The sequence below is a fragment of the Neptunicella sp. genome (assembly GCF_048268085.1).
Lineage (GTDB): Bacteria > Pseudomonadota > Gammaproteobacteria > Enterobacterales > Alteromonadaceae > Neptunicella.
This window is the reverse complement of sequence record NZ_JBLWWF010000005.1, coordinates 110,843-129,195: the sequence shown is the minus strand read 5'-3', so window position 1 is coordinate 129,195 and position 18,353 is coordinate 110,843. Positions and strand designations below refer to the sequence as shown.

Sequence of the window (18,353 nt, the reverse complement as noted above, 5' to 3'; positions counted from 1 at the left end):
TCAAATTAATTAAGACAATATAATAGGCACCCGATTAAACCCGCCCAAAGGGGCGACTTCTCGCTCCGCATGTTGATTAGAGGCCGGTTTAATAGTTTGCACCGAGGACAACATGACCTGTAACATAATTCGTAACTCCCAAGTTGCTAGCAAACGGCCCGGGCAAGCATGTTTTCCGATCCCATAAATCAGGTTATTTGGTTTATTTTCTTCGGGATTAAACCTATTCTCGCCGAACATTGACTCGTCACGGTTTGCAGAAGTCCAGTTTAATTTGATCTTGGCGCCGCTTGGAATGTCATGTCCGGCAACTTTCACCGGACATGTGGTAATACGCCGGTTAGATACAAAGGGATCATCATTACGTAGGACTTCATCAATAAATGCTTCCACCTCACCATCTTCAGCTACTCGTAACTGCTCTATGAGTTTGGGATGTTTGGTAATATGTTGCACAATGACTCCGACACATAGTGCGATAGAACCCAAATCGCCACCTGTCCAATTTCGCAAAATGGAAATCAGTTCTGCTTCGGTTAACAAACGTCCATATACAGTTTCACGACAAAGACGGGCGGTTACATCATTTAACTTAGAAGTGAGAACCTGTCGGGGACGAATGATAGAAAGAATAATTTCGTCAAACCGGCGTGCGATATTTCGCATTTCTTCCTTGTTTCCAGAGCGTGTAGCAGCATGGTTATCGGCCATCCATTCCAGCAAAAGTGGTTCTAATTCATTTGGCCATCCCAACCATTGGCATTGTGCTCGCACAGCAAAAACGGCACCAATATCATTTACCGCATCCAGCACTTTACCTTTAGGTAACTCTTTCATTAATTGAATCGCTACTTGATTAAAAACGGGAATATATGGCACTAACGCTTCCCGGGATAAATATCGATCAATTATTTTTCGGTAGTGAGTATGCTTTTCACCATCCAACCCATTTGGGATTTGCAGATAATTGGATACTGCATTTGAAAAGCGTTCGTGATCCATCGCAACAGTTACAATATCCGTATGCTTTAATAAAACCCACTCGTCTGAAATATTCTTGACGATGGCATGTTTTTGGCGCAGTTCGTCAGTATATTCACGTAAATCTCGTCCTGCTGGAGATATATCATCAGGAATATGATCTGTCATTTTTGATTCCTTTTAATCATTTTACTGTTTGCACAGTATTCAACGGTGAGGAAAACAGAATTGGTACCTTGTGGTAAAAGTGCGTTGATAACAAAGGCTGAAGGTTCAGCCTTTGTTAAAAGATGAGTATCGCGCTGCTAACAAGGTACAACAGCTTTTGGTCTGGCGTAATACCACCATGTAACCGCAACACAACTGATATAAAAAACAATGAAACCATACAGTGCCATATGTACCGAGCCGGTAAAAGCAATTGACGAACCATAAGCTTTGGGAATGAAAAAACCACCGTAAGCCGCAATGGCTGAAATAAAGCCAATAACTGCCGCGCTTTCTCGATTACCTTCAATTTCAGCCTGTTTCTCCTGCCCTTGTCCCAGTGCCCGGCTGCGCAAAGCTAAGAACATGACCGGAACCATTCTGAATGTAGAACCATTACCAATGCCCGTTGCGCTAAATAACAAGATAAACATTGCAAAGAATCCAACAAAATTGCTCGTTTCGTCAGGTAAAAAATATAATACGCCTGCAACACCAGCGCCCATAATAATAAAGCTCCAAAGTGTGACGCGAGCACCGCCAAATTTGTCTGCCAAAATTCCACCTAGGGGCCTTGTCAGTGCACCAGCTAACGGACCTATAAAGGCGTATTTGACCGGATCTATATCCGGGAATAATAATCCGCACAATAACGGAAATCCGGCAGCAAAACCGATAAAACTGCCAAATGTTCCCAAATACAGCCAACACATAATCCAGGTATGTGAACGTTTGAAGACAACAGCTTGTTCTTTTAATGAAGATTTTGCATCGGCAATATCGTTCATGCCAAACCAGGCGGCAATTGCAGCTATCGCAATAAACGGAACCCAAATAAATGCCGCGTTTTGTAACCAGACGAGATGAATTTCTCCATTGTCACTTAACATTTCTAAAGGGGTTCCCCCCAGACTTCCAAACACACTGGAAGAAATCATCAGGGGAGCAAACAACTGCATTCCGGAAACCCCTAGATTACCCAGACCTGCATTTAAACCAAGCGCAGCCCCTTTTTCGACTTTAGGATAAAAGAAACTGATATTTGCCATACTTGAAGAAAAGTTGCCTCCGCCTAAACCGCATAGCAAGGCTAAAATAAGCATGACTAAATAAGATGTTTCGGTATTCTGTAAAGCCACACCCATCCATAGGCAGGGAAGTAATAGAGAGGCGGTAGATAATGCCGTCCAGCGGCGTCCACCGAATATAGGGATCATAAAGCCATAAAAAATACGAAGAGTTGCACCCGATAGTGCAGGTAATGCTGCCAGCCAGAATAGTTGATTAGAGCTATAGGTAAAGCCTAAATGAGGCATTTGTACAACCATAATGCTCCAAATAGACCAGACAGCAAAGGCCAGAAACAGGTTAGGAATGGAAATCCATAGATTCCTTTTGGCAATACGTTTACCTGTTGTTTGCCAGAATTGCTGGTCTTCAGGACGCCAATCTTCCAGTACAAAGGTGTCTTCGGATACCATTTCTGGGAGATCGGTAATACGCTGTCCTTGAAACCATTCAGTGTGTTCTGCGCGACGAATGGCAAAATGCATCCATGTCAGAGCTAATACACAAACAACAAACAACAGCATAAAGCTGCTTTGCCAAATACCGACGACATCATTGAGCATGCCAAAGGTTAAAGGTAGGAAGAAGCCTCCCAAACCACCTACCATGCCAACGGCACCACCTACGACGCCGACATGGTTTGGATAATACGCAGGAATATGTTTAAACACGGCCGCCTTACCCAGAGACATAAAAAAGCCTAAAATAAATGTCAGTAGGACAAAAACGAGCAAATGCGTTTCAAAAGAAAAAGTATAGGTACGATCAATCCCTTGAACCTGATACTGTGTGGGAGGATAACTCAGTAAAAAAGTACACAGTACTGATGCAATCAAGGTCCAGTACATAACCTTTCTGGCACCGTATTTATCTGACAGCCATCCCCCTAGCACCCTGAATAGAGAGGCGGGAACCGTATACAATCCTGCCACAATACCTGCAGTTGCCAGATCAAGATGATAAACCTCCATCAAATAATGCGGCAACCACAGAGCGAGCGCGACAAAAGCACCAAAGACGAAGAAATAATATAGTGAGAATCGCCAAACGCGGATGTCTGAAAGTGGTGCTAATTGCTCAAATAAAGGAATCGAATAAGTTTGTCTTTTACTATGTACAGGATCCGCTTTTGCAAAAAGAATAAAGCCAACACCCATACATGCCAGAACTAGCGCGTATATTTGTGCTGTTGCCTGCCAACCAACGGCTAACAAAAGGAAGGGGGCAACAAAACTTGTTAGCGAGGAACCTACATTACCGGCACCAAAAATACCGAGTGCGGTACCTTGTTTTCCCTGTTCATACCAGTTTGAAACATAGGTCACACCAACGATAAAGCCGCCGCCAGCTAAACCAATTCCCAAGGCGGCTAATAGCAACAGCGTATAACTGGAAGCAATACTTAATGAGTAAACCGCAATAGATGTGGTTAGCATCAACAAACCAAAAACCCAGCGCCCACCAAATCTGTCCGTTAATACACCAAGGAAGAGCCGACTAACAGAGCCAGTCAGAATAGGTGTTGCCATTAATAGACCCAACTCGGTATCAGATAACCCCAGCTCTTGTTTTAATTTGATACCCAGAATCGAAAAAATGGTCCAAACTGCAAAACATAGTGTGAACGCTAAAGTTGATAGCCATAATGCTTTTTTTTGTTCAGGAATGGATATTTGTCGCGTGTCGTTGATGCTTGTCATATGCGGCTCCCGCGTAATATTTACGTCTTAATATAAGCCGACAATTTACTAAGTAAAATATATAGGAAGAGGCAAGTTTTTAGTCAGATAATACCCCCTGTTAGGTAGCCCGGTTGAGCAAGAGAGAACAAGAATATGCGTTTCATTAGCTTCTTTGGGGGCTTATGGATTGGCAATTATATCAATGCAATCAATAGGACAGACTTTGATGCATGCGGGGTCATTATAAAATCCGGCACACTCTGTACAAAGATCATTAAATACCTTGTAGTGGTTGACGCCCATATCGATGGCGTCATTAGGGCACTCAGGCACGCACATATCACAATTTATACAAGCACTTCCAATAAACGCCACCACTATTTTTATTCCACCTTTTTTAATAACATCGCAAAACGTAAATTTGTTTTTAAAGGTAGTTTTACTTTCACCTGATAACCTGAACCCGGAGCCCGATCAATATCTCGGTGATGTATATCTTTGAGTGTATTGAGTTTGAAATTATGATTCCCATTAGGGGTCATTAAGATCAACATGTCGCCCGTTGAGAAACAGTTCTTTACATCTAACACTGCATAATTTCTAGCATCTTGTTCTCCAATGAATTCGCCAACCAGCAATTGCTGGCCAAAACGATGATTTTCAGAATAATTTTGCGTACTCTGAGGTACATGGCGCCGTAAAAATCCATCTGTAAAACCACGACTAGCCATTCCGTTCAACTCGGTTAACAGATTTGAGTCAAATGCTTTCCCAACTACAGCATCATCTATTGCTCGTCGATAAACTTGCGCAGTGCGTGCAACATAATAGGGAGATTTGGTGCGTCCCTCGATCTTCAGTGAGTGAACACCTATTTTGGTTAATGAAGCAATGTGTTCAACTGCTCGCAAATCTTTGGAATTAAGTATATAGCTACCATGCATGTCTTCATCCAATGTCATTAAGTCATCAGGTTTGGCTTGCTCTGAAAGCAATACGGGCGTTTCTCTGGGGTGGTACTGCCCTACATCGTCTGTTACCGAGTCGTATACCTGATATGACCAGCGACAAGCATTTGTACAGGCGCCTTGATTGGGATCTCGTCTGTTAATATAGCCGGATAACAAACAGCGCCCTGAATATGCCATGCATAGTGCACCATGTACAAACACTTCTATTGGCATAGAAGGAACATGACGGCGTATTTCAGCTATTTCTTCAATCGATAATTCTCGGGATAAAATAACGCGTTCAATTCCCTGTACTTGCCAAAATTTTACTGATGCCCAATTAGTGGTATTGGCTTGCACAGATAAGTGTAACGCGACTTGTGGGAAATGATGCTTCATAAGTAAAATCAGGCCGGGATCGGAGACAATGAAGGCATCTGGTTGGAGTGAAACGACTGAGTTTATATCGTCAATAAAATGAGTTAGTTTGCTATTGTGAGGTGTAATATTAATGACGACATAAAACTTTTTACCTAGTTTATGTGCTTCATTAATACCTATCTTGAGTGTTGTCAGATTAAATTCATTGTTACGCACTCTTAGGCTGTAGCGTGGTTGTCCTGCATATACAGCATCGGCACCATACGCAAATGCCATGCACATCGCTTTTAAACTACCCGCTGGTGAAAGTAATTCAGGTTTAAACATAGGGTAACACCTAAAAGAACAAAGTAGTTATTTTAGCGAACATCATTATTAAGAAATTGATCTACCTTAATTCTGGTTCATTTAACCATAATGCGAATTAACAGGGTTAAATTCGCAACAGATCTAATAGTCGTTTTGATACCACTTCGGAGATAGGGTGTTACCCCTTAGATGAAATATCTTTTTATTTATTGGCTTATTAAGCTGTTTCGAGTTGATATTCATACTCCGCAGTTTTCAGAGTTAATCAACGGAATACTTATCTATTTGGAAACGGTAAGAGTTCAAGAAATGATAATTTGAACAACAAACTTCTTAAAAGTGAGGTGATAACGATGGTTAGTTGTTGTGATGCGCCTGGCCTGATACCGATTGAGCTGGCAATGGAAAAAATTTGGCAAACTATCCAGCCGTTGACAGATGCTGAAATATTGCCGTTAGCTCAGTCGGTTGGACGGGTATTAGCTGAAGACATCTGTTCCCCTATTGATGTGCCTGGTTATGACAACTCGGCCATGGACGGTTATGCGTTGCGGATAGAAGATATAGGCAAACACCACAAACTGGCACAAATCGGTAAAAGTTTTGCTGGTAAACCCTTTCAAGGAAGTGTTGCAGAAGGACAGTGTGTACGAATTATGACCGGCGCACGTATTCCGCATGGTACCGATGCTGTGGTCATGCAGGAAAATACGCTAGCCGATAATGGCCTGATTCAAATACAAACACGGGTCAAACCGGGAGAAGCGATTCGGCGTCGTGGTGAAGATATTTGTCAGGGACAAAGTGTATTGAGTAAGGGACATAAAGTCAGTCCGGTAGACATCGGTTTGCTGGCCTCAATCGGTGTGATACATGTACCGGTATTTAGATTTGTTAAAGTAGCGATTTTTTCAACAGGCGACGAGTTGTACCAGCCCGGTGAAATTCTGCCCGAGGGTTGCATTTATGATTCTAATCGCCCCGCCTTGCAGGCTTTGTTACAACAAGCGGGAATGCAGGTAATCGATTTAGGTGTTATTGAAGATAGTCCTGACAGTATTCGTAACGCATTTTTGCAGGCCGACCAGCAGGCTGATGTGGTGATTACTTCAGGAGGAGTTTCGGTAGGTGAAGCCGACTTTACTCGCGAAATACTGGAAGAATTGGGTGATATTGCTTTTTGGAAGTTGGCGATTAAACCCGGAAAACCGTTGGCCTTTGGCCGTTTACCCAACAGCTATTTTTTTGGTTTGCCTGGCAATCCAGTATCGTCAATGGTGACCTTTCACCAAATTGCGTTACCCAGCTTGCAATTGCTCAGCGGTAAAATACCTACCCAGAGAACGCGGCTTAAAGCCAAAGCATCTGAATCATTTAGAAAGCGCCCCGGTCGTACTGATTTTCAACGTGGTATTTACGTGAAGGATAATCAAGGCAATCTAAGCGTCAGTCCGTTATCCAACCAAAGTTCCGGGGTGTTATCTTCTTTTTACCAGGCCAACTGCTATGTGGTACTGGAAAACGAACGTGGCCATGTGGCTGAAGGGGAAAACGTCATTATTGAATTATTTGATAGTTTGCTAAGTGCAGTCTAAAACATCGTTTTGGACTAAACGGGCCGGTGAGTAACAATGTACGACGTATTGTTGGTATTACATATTCTGGCGGCAACCATCTGGACTGGCGGGCATATTGTGCTTGCCACAGTAATATTGCCGAAAGTGCTCAGGACATGCTCACCCATGATGTTGCTTAATTTTGAATCTGCCTATGAGAAGATCGGAATGCCCGCACTGATTGTCCAGATAGTTACCGGCTTGCTACTTGCCTATTACATGCTACCTGATGTTCGCTTGTGGTTTGATATCAGCAATCCGCTAGCAAATGGAATTCTGGCCAAACTCAGTCTGCTTGCAGCAACGATAGGATTTGCATTGGATGCAAAGCTTCGAGTATTACCCAAGCTTTCAGAAAAAAGCCTGGTTACCATGGCTTGGCATATTATCCCGGTTACCTTGTTTTCTATACTGTTTGTACTTGTCGGTGTGTCTTTTCGTACCGGTTGGTTATATTAAAATTGTGGAAATCACAGAACGTTAATGATTTGGCCGGACAACAATTCGCCTAAAGTAACACATATGAAGACAAAAAAGATTGCAGCCAAGATACCTCTAGAAGTCAGTTCTCATCTCCACCCTGCTATATTCATAAATTTCCTGAATATTTTGGCATTGATGTACCATCCTATGAGCGGAAAACAGATAAAGTTATGCGAAAGTCCTGCAGAAGGTTCCGCTTACCTTAGATTCTATTCAGGGTTTTCGAAGGCCACATGCTGATAACTCAAATCCGTGTGAAGAGGACTGTATCCGCAAATATGTTTATCTATCTGTTTCTAATTTTTATAAAAAATTATTTCCAACGAGCAGCATAGTCATCATCTAAAGCTTTTGCTTCCACCCACACACCTCCTTGACTGGTAAGCTCTTTCTTCCATATTGGAGCACGGGTTTTTAAATAATCCATCAGAAATTCGCAAGCATCAAAGGCATCGCGGCGATGTTTGCTAGTTACACCAACAAAAACAATTTGTTCATTGGCCATTAGTTCGCCAACCCGGTGGATGATCCGCAGTTGGCCTAATGACCAGCGCTGGCGGGCTTGGCTACAGATTTCCATCAGAGATTTCTCGGCCATACCCGGATAGTGTTCCAGATTGACGCCGTTGACGCTGCCAAGGCTACATAGATCTCTTACGACTCCGGTAAAGATGACAATCGCACCATCGCCGTCAGCTGCTTTTTTTAATGCCTGGTATTCACCACCTACATCGAAGTCGGCAATCTGGATGCTTATCATGTTAGCCTCCGGTTACAGGAGGAAAGAACGCAATTTCATCACCATCATGAATACGCTGTTTTTCACCGCACAGGGTTTGATTGACTGCGGCCAGCACGTTGTGTCCACCAAGAACTTCCCAGTCGCCCCCTCGAGACGCTAATAATATTTTCAACTGCCCTACATCATGCTGTCCCTCGTATTCAAGGCGTAGGCCGTCACATTTCAGGCGCTCCCTGAACATGGCAAAAAATCGTATTTCAAGCATCTTCTCGCTCCCAATCACCATTTTTTCCTCCATACTTGGCCTGTACCTGAATACCGCCAATCTGCAGAGTTTTATCAACGGCTTTACACATATCAAACAACGTTAGTGCTGCTACACTGACGGCGGTCAGCGCTTCCATTTCCACTCCTGTATTCCCATGCACTTTGCAGGTGGCATAAATCCAGATACGGGAATTTGTGTCATCCAGTTCAAATTCCACCGATACTCTACTGAGCATCAATGGATGACAAAGTGGAATTAAATCCGCACAACGTTTGGCGCCCTGAATAGCAGCGATATGTGCCGTAGCAATAACATCCCCTTTGATTAGCTGTTGCTCCCTGATATTGGAAAGTGTTGAGGTTTGCATCCGTATGAACCCCCGCGCAATGGCTTTGCGTTGTGTCACCGCCTTAGTAGTAATATCCACCATATTCGCGTGACCTTGCTGATCCAAATGAGTAAAACTGTTCATACTCATGCCCGGCTTTTGCATTGTTCTAATTGAGTGCGTTTAAGATGGGGAACAAAATTGCAAGGGCCTTGTTGGCCATCTAACTGGGCGCAGATAATCCCTTTCCAGGCTGTGCCACAAGCACCGGGACTGCCCGGAAGACAAAAGATAATGGTGCCATTTGCCAAACCCGCCACCGCCCGGGACTGGATGGTTGAGGTACCGATTTCCTGATAGGAAATATAACGGAACAACTCGCCAAATCCTTCTACCTGCTTGTCAAATAATGGCAATATGGCTTCGGGAGTGGAATCGCGCTCGGTAAAGCCAGTGCCACCGGTGATCAGAATAGCCTGAACCTGTGGATCGGCTATATGCCTGGATGCCAATGCGCGGATCTGATAGATATCGTCAATCACTATATCTTTATCCATAATATTGTGGCCGGCCTCATTGGCACAATTGCATAGATAGTCACCTGAAGTATCATTGGCTTCGGTGCGAGTATCCGATACTGTTATAACGGCAATATTTAATGGCACGAATTGTTTGGCTGCATGACTCATAGCATATTCTCTATAATGGATTCAGTCTGACTAGCCTGCCATTCGGCAAGCGTATTAGTATTGGTTAAGGCATTCGGGTTTTTTAACGGTAGGTTTTGTATTGGGAAACCCGCGAAAAAACGCCCTACAGATAAATCCTGATCTGTGATCAGGGTATGGTATAGCGATGTCAGTAGTTCTGCTGGTCGAAAAATAAATACGGGTAAATTGTGTTTTTCATAGCGACATGATGTCTGTTGATTGAAACCTTCTTCAACCAGTTTATTTAGCATTTGAGAACTAACCAAAGGTAAATCGACCGGAAGCACTAACAGAGGTAATGTACTGGTTTGCTCTATTGCTGCATGAATACCGCCTAGTGGACCTTTGCCCATAAAAGTGTCAACAATGTGTTGTGGATTACCATCATTGCGGCTAATCATTACCTGTTTGGCACCAGTTTCGATTAAAATACGCCGACAACGCATCAATAACGTTTCGTTATTCACTCTGAGCATTGCTTTGTCCTGCCCCATACGGGACGATTTACCGCCTGCTAATACCAGGCCGTTGAAACAAAGCATATTACCCTCCCAACATCGCCAACTGGCGGGTTGCGCCGGTAAAACCTTGCTGTAGAGAATGACTGGCCAGTTTGGCTTTCATTAGTGTCTGTACGGCATCACAAGTAGCTTGAATATCGCCTTGTTGTAAATATGGCCGAATCGAAAACCCTTGTTCCGCAAACAAACAAAGATGCACATTTCCATGTGAGGACACACGCAAACGATTACAACTCTGACAAAAATCTTTGCTGTAAGGCATGATCAAGCCCACTTGACCTTGATAATCTTCATGGCGATATTCCAGTGCTGGTCCGGCTTGTTTGTCGCGGACAATCCTTTCCCAACCATCAGCAACTAATTGTTGACGAAGTGTTTCTCCCGCCACATGATTTCGACTAAAGAAATTTGCATTGTCTCCGGTTTGCATCAATTCGATAAAGCGCCAGGTGACAGGATGGTTTTTTAAATAGCTAAGGAAAAGATCAAACTCCTGCGTATTGTACTGGCGCAGTAACACGGTATTTAATTTGACTTTGGTTAATCCTGTTGCGATGGCGGCATCGACACCACACATTACGCGTTCCAGCATATTTTTGCCTGTAATGTCAGCAAACATTCGCGGATCAAGACTATCTGCACTAACGTTAACAGCGGTTAATCCGGCTGCGACAAAATCCTTAATTTTCCGGTCTAGGTTAAAGCCGTTTGTGGTCAGAGCAATTTGTTCAATACCTGGTGTCTGTTGGCAGATATGGATGATCTCGGTAAGATCTTTCCGCAAAGCTGGCTCGCCCCCGGTAATACGGATTTTACTGGTCCCCATGTGGGCAAATGCAGCTACCAGAGTTTTGATTTCATTTAACGTTAAATAATCTTTAGACTGATCGCAGTCGATACCATCCGGCAGACAATAATTGCAGCGAAAATTGCACATATCAGTGACTGACAAACGCAGGTAATGAAAATGTCGACCAAAAGTATCTTGTAACATCAGATTAAACACCTTTCCAAAAGTACACGTATTACGTGTCCGGGAGGCCGTTAGATTTCTCAGTTCGGCCCGGTGGCAATAGCCACGGCCTGTTTACCATACGCTACGGCTTAGGCGAACAGGCTCGGAGTTTGTTAGCTATGAGCTATTGTGGTTCAAGTAGGTAGTTTATGTAATTGAGCTTAAGGGATACCCCTTTGGGGATATAGCGCAGAATGCTTTATCTTGGTCATATCACCCATTCCCGAATAAAAAAGCCGATCCTAATGAATCGGCTATGACTGTGAGTGAGCAGTCAAAAAGAGAATGTGAGCATAGTCCACAGCTTGGAGGTATCGCCAGCATGTTCATCCGCACTGTAATTTGCATATTTCACCAGTAAGTCTATCTTGTCGGCCAATGGGTAGGAAGCAACCAAATCTATTTCGGTTCCATAGTCTGCACTGCCTGTTTCGGCTTCCAGGTTGTGCCAAATAACAGTTAAACCGAATTTATTCATTTTTCCCGATACTTTGAAGTACAGATCGTTTACACCATTGGCAGGGGTGGCAAGAAATTTATCGGTAAAGCCCTGAAATTTATGCAGTGTAGCCAAGGGGGTTGCAAAGCCTTTACCATTATCACTTCCAAGCGATTCATAACCTGCGCCAAAAGTTATCAAGCCCAGTTTGGTACTGGTATCCAGACTGTAATAACTGGTGCTGTAATTTACCGGATTATCACCGGAATCGTATTGTTGGGCATAGGACGCACGCAGTGTTACACCTCTCACATTACCATCGTAGGTTACACCAAGGGTGAGGCTAGACGCCGCTGCCGCAGTATCAAAATCCAGATCATATATATAACCGGTTAGCCTATGCTTTTCATCAAACTGGACGCTCGTGTTAAGCAAATGCAAGCTGCCTGGCAAGTCACCGTCTTGGCTGTTGGGGCCAAAGATACGATTGACGTTATATACATAGGCATAGTCAGCATTGATTTTTCCGGAATGGTATTCGACCCGGTATCCGTCAAAAGTTTGTTCGTTCTGACGCCACCCCACCCCGCCGACAAAACGTTGATCGTTGTGATTAATACGTTGCCTGCCCACAGAAAATATGAGGTTGTTTGTTGCATAGCTGATAAAGGCCTGGTTTAGTTCGGTACCGACTGGGTCTGCGACAACCGGATATTGGCTTTTACCATTAACCGTACTGTTGTATAAATCGTTGCCTATATTACTGACATCATCCGCCTCCAGCTTTACTTTGAAACCGCGGAAGCTTCCAGCCTGATAAGTTAAACGGGTACGCAAAGTTGACGCGCCAGCACCTTCGTCAATACCATCCTGATCGACCCATTCATAGCGATAACGTAGATTTAGGTCGATTTTGCTGTCACTGGCTGCCTGTTTAATGTCGTCCAACAAGCTATTGTTAGCCATGGCGGGAGCAACGCTTAGAAGTGACCCCATACACAGCGTTAATAGTTTTTTCAAAACAGGTTCCTCGTTCTTACTAATAGCAACAAAGTAAAACTTATTTTTGAATAAAGACAGGGGGTTACTACTAATGACATGATGCTGTCACTTCATGGGTGGACGGCCTACTCCTTTTAGGGAATTGCATGACGGCTGTCGCGGTGATACAACCTGTTTACTACCAAAAACAATGAATTGATATGCCCAGAAAACTTTCCCAGCAACAAGCCATGCGTTACTGTCGTCAAATCCTGATCCCAGGATTCGATATCGATGCACAGGAAAAACTGCTTAACGGCAAGGTACTGCAAATTGGTGTAGGTGGGCTGGGTTGCGCCTGTGCCCAATATTTGGTGGCCGCTGGGTTGGGAAGTCTGTTGTTGGTAGATGATGACAATGTGGAATTGACCAACCTGCAACGTCAGGTGTTACATGGTGATGTCTCATTGGGCAACGCTAAAGTCCAGTCGGCAAAAGATGCGTTGACGCGAATTAACGCAGAATGTGAAGTAGGGGCCATTAAACAACGACTGGATCGAACGCTATTTGAGAGTCTGATTGAAGATATCGATGTACTGGTGGATTGCACCGACAATCTGCCAACGCGTAATTTGCTCAATCAGCTTGCTGTGGAGTATAGCAAACCACTGGTGTCGGGAGCGGCTATAAGAATGGAAGGACAAATTACAACCTTTTATCCCGCTAGCAAAGGCCCTTGCTATCAATGTTTAAGTAGTTTGTTTGGAGAGCAACAGTTGTCTTGTGTGGAAAGCGGCATTATGTCACCTGTGGTGGGGACTATTGGCAGTATGCAGGCATTGGAAACGATCAAATTACTGACCGGCTTTGCTCAGCCGCTGATAGGCCAACTACAACTGTACGATGCTATGACCGGGGACTGGCAGCGTTTCAATATTCCAAAACGCGCCGACTGTTCCGTTTGCCAACTTTGATTAAGAAAGTGATTTTTCAACATCAGTTTCAGACATTGTTTATGCTCAGATGTTGGTATAGTTAAAGATGTGTAGCATCTAGTTACTCTGTTGTTCAACCATCCATACTGCGGCTTCGACTCTGGATCTTAATCCTAATTTCTTAAGCAAATGTTTAACATGTACTTTGACAGTCCCATCGGAAATATCCAACTCGCGTGCAATAACTTTGTTACTCATTCCCTTCGCAATCAAACTTAAGATTTCATATTCACGATTAGTTAAACTGTTTAATTCTGCAACCGGCTTTACGGTCGGTCTCCTTAGCGCCGTTGCCAATACTTCGGTGACGGCTTCACTCAATACCATTTTTCCACTAAGAGCACGTTTAATATTGTCCAGCAATAATTCTGGATCACTATCTTTAAGCAAGTATCCGTCGGCCCCTTGACTAATTGCTTCAACAACATCTTCATCCGCATCTGATACTGTTAACATCACAATGCGAGATGTAATCTCTTTATCACGCATTGCTTTTAAGGTTTGTAGCCCGTCCATACCCTGCATATTTAAATCAAGAATAATTAAATCCGGTTCAAGCTCAGAGGCAAGTTCAATGGCTTCGGCCCCATTACTGGCTTCAGCCACGACTTCCAGATCATCTTCCATTAAAATAAGTTGATTCAATCCCTTACGTAATAAAGGATGATCATCTACCAACATTATGCTGAATTTCTGTTCTGACACAGGAATACTCCATAAACCTTTATAAAGTTAATAACGCCATTAGCTTACATTAATGCAAGATAAACGTTGATATAAATCATATTATTGTTATCTGACATATTATTTTTAATCGACAGTAAGACTGAAGCGAAGTATGAAAAATATAACTTTTTGTTTTTTATATAAATAATTTAAAAATACCTTTGTACATACCTCTTTCTGGGTACCCCAAACTACCTTAAATACATTAACTCCGAAGATACATTGTGACCAAATGAATAACCATTCATAGTGCAAGAATTAGGTTGCTGGATTGAGGAGCGCCATAAGTTATGTCTGATCTGAGAAATTGGTTACCAGATAATAACGATTTCTGGCATGAGCAAGGACAGAAGATCGCGAATAGAAATCTATGGATCTCTGTTCTAGGTCTGCTATGCGCTTTTGGAATTTGGATGCAATGGAGTGTAATTAGCGTACAAATGCTGAATGTAGGTTTTCCATTCGAGTATGATGAATTATTTAGTCTAATTGCGATTGCTGGGTTTAGTGGCGCTACCTTACGTATTCCATCAGGGTTTCTGGTTCAATTGTGTGGAGGACGTTACACGCTATTTTTGACTACAAGTATGTTGTTGTTGCCATCGATAGGAACGGCTTTCGCGTTACAACGAGTTGACACACCATTATGGATATTTCAGTTGATGTCACTCCTGTCTGGTATCGGAGGAGGTAATTTCGCCTCTTCAATATCAAACATCAGTTTCTTTTATCCCAAGAAAGAACAACCTTTCGTATTAAGTTTGCATGCTGGATTAGGCATTTTTGGCATAGTAGTTGTGCAAGTATTGATGCCGATATTGATGTCTTATGGAATTTTCTCAATATTCAGTGGAGATCCCAATTTCCTGGTTCAGCCCGGAGGTAACATTTTAGGCAGTATTCAAACGGGACAACCACTATGGTTACAAAATACCGGATTTTTATGGTTACTGCTGTTGATTCCATTAATCATTTTATTATGGTTTGGTTCGAATAATATCCATACACCTGAAATAACGCCTACGTTGCCACAATTCAGGTTGGCAACAACAATGATTATATCGGTATTAGCGATAGGATTTATTATCTCATTTCTGGGCCTTTGGCTTGTTTTTCCGGCAGACATGAATGGTGGAGGTGTTCAGCTTCCGAAAGAAATCGTTATCTTGCTGGCCATCATCGGTACCATCATTTTACTAAAAATACGACTTGGTCACACTGGTACAGATTTAGACCATCATCCCAGACTGTTGTATAACAAGCATACTTGGGGATTGAGCTTGTTGCATATCATGGTTTTTGGCTCATTTATTGGCTATTCAGCATCGTTCCCACTTACGGTTGAAGTCATCTTTGGCTACACTCATGTCGTTAGTGATGGCGCTATCATACACTCGTTACCAAACCCTAATGCCCCCAGTGTATTAACTTACACGTGGATCGGGCCTTTTATTGGCATATTAATTCGTCCTCTCGGCAGTTGGTTGGCAGAAAAAATAGGGGGAGCGTTGGTCACATTGCTCAGTGGAATGTTGATGCTGATATGTGTATTAGGGATTGCTTACTATATGCAAAACGCATATCAATCGATTACACCTGAAGAGTATTTTATTCCATTTTTTCTGTTGTTCTTGGGGCTATTTGCGGCAAGTGGTATTGGTAATGGAGCCGTTTATAACATGCTGTTTATTATATATCCGCCGGGTCGATCAAGAGTTGCATTAATTTGGATGTCTGCAATTGCAGCTTACGGTGCGTTCTATATCCCTATGCTTCTCGGTGAACAAATTGACGCAGGAACACCGGAAAGAGCAATGCTGGTTTTTGCCATTTTTTACATCCTGTGTACCTTAGTTAACGGTTTTCTCTATTTACGTAAAACAGCCGAATTTTATAACCCTTAACGGTATTAAAGAAATCGTAACCTATTTAGGCGATTTGTTTTGGCTGTAGATATTCAGGTCTAAATCTAAAATAAACGCCAGTCCCCCCCTGTGGCCGTCGTTCTATCTTTATATCTCCAGTAAGGTGTTTGCTACGTTCCTTCATTATCGCCAAACCATAGTGATTGAGCTTTTCTGAGGATACAGGAATGCCGATTCCATTATCTTCTATTGATAAAAACACCGTCTTGTCAGGTTGTTGTTGTAAACTAATTTTTAGTTCAGAGCCTTCGCTATGATGTACGGCATTCTGGCCAGCTTCACGAATAATCTGTAGTAAATGTATCTCTTCATTTGGGGTTAACGGAATATTTTCCAATTGATAATCTAATGTGATGGTTAAATTGGATTGCTCTGTCAATTGTTTAACAGTTAACTGTAAAGCATTAAGTAATCCAGAACCATCGACTTTCAAGCGGAAGGTCGTTAAGAGTTCACGCAATTGCCGATAAGCAGAATCCAGTCCTTGTTTCAGTTCTGTCGAAACATCATCAATGGTGTCTTTATCGTCTTTATTAATGGCTTTGTTTAGGCGCGTAACCTGGATCTTCAAGTAAGATAGCGCTTGTGCTAATGAGTCGTGTAACTCACGAGCTATGACCGTACGCTCCTGCATTAAAGCGATACGTCTTACTTGTTCTTCTTCTGTTTTCAAGCTAAGCGCAATGGCCAGTTGATCCGCTACCGTGTTCAACAACTGCTGTTGCCACTGATTTAAGTTGTTGTTTGCTGGTGTGCGGGCAATCAACACACCGTAGTTGTTTTTATCCCGACTCAGCGGATAATTATACACAAGAGAATCATTTTGCTGTGAGACACCTTCACGAGTAAGACAGCTAGAGCAGTCTGTCTTTTGGCAAGGATCGATATTCAGCAATGTTGGTTGTAGTTGCAGATAAGGTCGCTCACCTCGTTCGGTAAATAAACATAATTCTATATCATCCAATTGAATGATAGTTTTTAACTCATCAATGATATAACTAAAGTCGTGATATTCAGGCCCATGTTCACTGATTTGTCTGGCAGTGTCATATAAAAAGGCTAGTGTAGTGTTTCGTTGCTGCAAGCTTTTGGTTTGTTCATCAACCCGTTTTTCCAGATCACCATACATGTATCCTACAGCATTGCTCATTTTGTTAATGGTTTCGGCGAGTGTGCCAAGTTCATCCTGCTGCTGAACTTTGGCCCGACAGGTAAAATCCCCTTGCCCTATACGTCGGGCGGTCCGAGTTAATTCTCCTAAGGGTAATTCAACTTTCACTTTAAGCCAGTGCATAATGACTAAAGATAATATTACGGTTAGAAATAATGCGATTATTTGCACCAGTCGCAAAGTTCGCACTCTGTCTTCGGCATCATTCTGGATAGCCAAAACCAATTGATCTATAGCGGATACTTGCTGACGGAGTTTATTATCCATCAAATGATAATTTGCCGTTTTCAACAGTGGTTGAGTGACTCGCCAAGTCGATTCTGCTGCGTCAAATAACTGCTTGATTTTAATATTGTCGTTTTTGACCCTAGAAAAAACAGGATGCTGCCAATTCTCGTTAATTTGCTCTACTGCTCGAGTCAGCTTTTCTTTGTCTTGTTGTAAACTTAACCAGCCCAGTCGATATGTCTGCATACGTAGAGAACCAGCACTGTTAATTGCTTGTGCATGATTGTCGGCTTTGTCGGACAGCCAATAGGACATCAACATGGTGCCAATGGCGAGTGTGACGATGCAGGCCAACGCAATATTGATACGAGTGACAATAGAAAATGGTCGCATAATCTCTCCTTTACTCGCGAAGCATACTCTAAACAGAATAAAAGGTCAGCGTTGATAAATCGGTTATTGATGGGTTCTGTCATCATAGAACATTTGAGCTACCCCTTTTTATCTCTCGCGGAGAAGTGATATAAAAAATAACACCAGTTTTTAATTTAAGTTCATATATTTCAAATAGTTAAAACATTTTAAATATACCACTTTAGTGGTATTTGGCACCTAAAAGGTCAAAAT

General features: G+C 42.7%; 16 protein-coding genes, 1 pseudogene and 1 riboswitch. Of the genes and pseudogenes, 4 read left to right on the top strand and 13 right to left on the bottom strand.

Annotated features, from left to right (window positions below; genetic code table 11):
* Positions 1–9 precede the first annotated feature (9 nt).
* From ACTD55_RS05600 to trhP, 4 genes and pseudogenes are all read right to left on the bottom strand, one after another.
* Positions 10–1,149, bottom strand: coding sequence for a cytochrome P450 (locus tag ACTD55_RS05600; RefSeq protein WP_438863331.1), 1,140 nt, complete (start codon positions 1,147–1,149; stop codon positions 10–12).
* A gap of 137 nt (positions 1,150–1,286) precedes the next feature.
* A complete protein-coding gene (locus ACTD55_RS05595; protein WP_438863330.1) occupies positions 1,287–3,956 on the bottom strand; it encodes a nitrate/nitrite transporter in 2,670 nt (889 codons plus the stop codon).
* 180 nt (positions 3,957–4,136) lie between these two features.
* Positions 4,137–4,316: pseudogene (locus ACTD55_RS05590) on the bottom strand (4Fe-4S binding protein); the annotation flags it as partial.
* Between the two features lie 5 nt (positions 4,317–4,321).
* The gene (trhP, locus tag ACTD55_RS05585; protein WP_438863329.1) at positions 4,322–5,596 is read right to left on the bottom strand and encodes a prephenate-dependent tRNA uridine(34) hydroxylase TrhP; all 1,275 of its coding nucleotides are present in this window, start codon (positions 5,594–5,596) and stop codon (positions 4,322–4,324) included.
* Between the two features lie 335 nt (positions 5,597–5,931).
* On the opposite strand from trhP, the gene moeA reads away from it, so the two are divergent.
* Together moeA and ACTD55_RS05575 are read left to right on the top strand one after the other, a co-directional pair.
* Positions 5,932–7,173: a molybdopterin molybdotransferase MoeA gene (gene moeA, locus ACTD55_RS05580; protein ID WP_438863328.1), complete on the top strand. Its 1,242-nt coding sequence runs from the start codon at positions 5,932–5,934 to the stop codon at positions 7,171–7,173.
* A 36-nt stretch (positions 7,174–7,209) separates the two neighbouring features.
* Positions 7,210–7,653 (top strand): copper resistance protein CopD, encoded by a 444-nt coding sequence (locus tag ACTD55_RS05575; RefSeq protein WP_438863327.1) that lies wholly within the window; start codon positions 7,210–7,212, stop codon positions 7,651–7,653.
* Between the two features lie 337 nt (positions 7,654–7,990).
* On the opposite strand, the gene moaE is transcribed toward ACTD55_RS05575, so the two are convergent.
* The 7 genes from moaE to ACTD55_RS05540 all read right to left on the bottom strand — a co-directional run bounded on the left by moaE (position 7,991) and on the right by ACTD55_RS05540 (position 12,720).
* Entirely contained in the window at positions 7,991–8,437 is a 447-nt protein-coding gene (gene moaE / locus ACTD55_RS05570) for a molybdopterin synthase catalytic subunit MoaE (RefSeq protein WP_438863326.1), read from the bottom strand.
* Between the two features lies 1 nt (position 8,438).
* Positions 8,439–8,684 carry a MoaD/ThiS family protein gene (locus tag ACTD55_RS05565; RefSeq protein ID WP_438863325.1) on the bottom strand — a complete coding sequence of 82 codons (246 nt, stop codon included), beginning with the start codon at positions 8,682–8,684 and terminating at the stop codon, positions 8,439–8,441.
* Entirely contained in the window at positions 8,677–9,159 is a 483-nt protein-coding gene (moaC, locus tag ACTD55_RS05560) for a cyclic pyranopterin monophosphate synthase MoaC (protein ID WP_438863324.1), read from the bottom strand. Before moaC ends, ACTD55_RS05565 begins: the two co-directional genes overlap by 8 nt.
* A 2-nt stretch (positions 9,160–9,161) precedes the next feature.
* Positions 9,162–9,704 carry a molybdenum cofactor biosynthesis protein B gene (gene moaB, locus ACTD55_RS05555; RefSeq protein ID WP_438863323.1) on the bottom strand — a complete coding sequence of 181 codons (543 nt, stop codon included), beginning with the start codon at positions 9,702–9,704 and terminating at the stop codon, positions 9,162–9,164.
* Positions 9,701–10,267, bottom strand: coding sequence for an NTP transferase domain-containing protein (locus ACTD55_RS05550; protein ID WP_438863322.1), 567 nt, complete (start codon positions 10,265–10,267; stop codon positions 9,701–9,703). Before ACTD55_RS05550 ends, moaB begins: the two co-directional genes overlap by 4 nt.
* A gap of 1 nt (position 10,268) precedes the next feature.
* Entirely contained in the window at positions 10,269–11,240 is a 972-nt protein-coding gene (moaA, locus tag ACTD55_RS05545) for a GTP 3',8-cyclase MoaA (RefSeq protein WP_438863321.1), read from the bottom strand.
* A riboswitch (molybdenum cofactor riboswitch) is annotated at positions 11,234–11,382 on the bottom strand. It overlaps the preceding gene by 7 nt.
* A 153-nt stretch (positions 11,383–11,535) precedes the next feature.
* Positions 11,536–12,720, bottom strand: coding sequence for an alginate export family protein (locus tag ACTD55_RS05540; protein ID WP_438863320.1), 1,185 nt, complete (start codon positions 12,718–12,720; stop codon positions 11,536–11,538).
* Between the two features lie 182 nt (positions 12,721–12,902).
* On the opposite strand from ACTD55_RS05540, the gene moeB reads away from it, so the two are divergent.
* Positions 12,903–13,655: a molybdopterin-synthase adenylyltransferase MoeB gene (gene moeB, locus ACTD55_RS05535; protein ID WP_438863319.1), complete on the top strand. Its 753-nt coding sequence runs from the start codon at positions 12,903–12,905 to the stop codon at positions 13,653–13,655.
* A 78-nt stretch (positions 13,656–13,733) separates the two neighbouring features.
* Here moeB and narL read toward each other — a convergent pair whose 3' ends face one another.
* Positions 13,734–14,381, bottom strand: coding sequence for a two-component system response regulator NarL (gene narL / locus ACTD55_RS05530; RefSeq protein ID WP_438863318.1), 648 nt, complete (start codon positions 14,379–14,381; stop codon positions 13,734–13,736).
* Positions 14,382–14,692: 311 nt separating this feature from the next.
* On the opposite strand from narL, the gene ACTD55_RS05525 reads away from it, so the two are divergent.
* Positions 14,693–16,306: an antiporter gene (locus ACTD55_RS05525; protein WP_438863317.1), complete on the top strand. Its 1,614-nt coding sequence runs from the start codon at positions 14,693–14,695 to the stop codon at positions 16,304–16,306.
* Between the two features lie 25 nt (positions 16,307–16,331).
* Here ACTD55_RS05525 and ACTD55_RS05520 read toward each other — a convergent pair whose 3' ends face one another.
* Positions 16,332–18,119 (bottom strand): ATP-binding protein, encoded by a 1,788-nt coding sequence (locus ACTD55_RS05520; protein ID WP_438863316.1) that lies wholly within the window; start codon positions 18,117–18,119, stop codon positions 16,332–16,334.
* Between the last annotated feature and the right edge of the window lie 234 nt (positions 18,120–18,353).

Coding starts and splice junctions, on each gene's coding strand:
- ACTD55_RS05600 (WP_438863331.1), bottom strand. CDS start 1,149: ATGACAGATCATATTCCTGATGATATATCTCCAGCAGGACGAGATTTA.
- ACTD55_RS05595 (WP_438863330.1), bottom strand. CDS start 3,956: ATGACAAGCATCAACGACACGCGACAAATATCCATTCCTGAACAAAAA.
- trhP (WP_438863329.1), bottom strand. CDS start 5,596: ATGTTTAAACCTGAATTACTTTCACCAGCGGGTAGTTTAAAAGCGATG.
- moeA (WP_438863328.1), top strand. CDS start 5,932: ATGGTTAGTTGTTGTGATGCGCCTGGCCTGATACCGATTGAGCTGGCA.
- ACTD55_RS05575 (WP_438863327.1), top strand. CDS start 7,210: ATGTACGACGTATTGTTGGTATTACATATTCTGGCGGCAACCATCTGG.
- moaE (WP_438863326.1), bottom strand. CDS start 8,437: ATGATAAGCATCCAGATTGCCGACTTCGATGTAGGTGGTGAATACCAG.
- ACTD55_RS05565 (WP_438863325.1), bottom strand. CDS start 8,684: ATGCTTGAAATACGATTTTTTGCCATGTTCAGGGAGCGCCTGAAATGT.
- moaC (WP_438863324.1), bottom strand. CDS start 9,159: ATGAACAGTTTTACTCATTTGGATCAGCAAGGTCACGCGAATATGGTG.
- moaB (WP_438863323.1), bottom strand. CDS start 9,704: ATGAGTCATGCAGCCAAACAATTCGTGCCATTAAATATTGCCGTTATA.
- ACTD55_RS05550 (WP_438863322.1), bottom strand. CDS start 10,267: ATGCTTTGTTTCAACGGCCTGGTATTAGCAGGCGGTAAATCGTCCCGT.
- moaA (WP_438863321.1), bottom strand. CDS start 11,240: ATGTTACAAGATACTTTTGGTCGACATTTTCATTACCTGCGTTTGTCA.
- moeB (WP_438863319.1), top strand. CDS start 12,903: ATGCCCAGAAAACTTTCCCAGCAACAAGCCATGCGTTACTGTCGTCAA.
- ACTD55_RS05525 (WP_438863317.1), top strand. CDS start 14,693: ATGTCTGATCTGAGAAATTGGTTACCAGATAATAACGATTTCTGGCAT.
- ACTD55_RS05520 (WP_438863316.1), bottom strand. CDS start 18,119: ATGCGACCATTTTCTATTGTCACTCGTATCAATATTGCGTTGGCCTGC.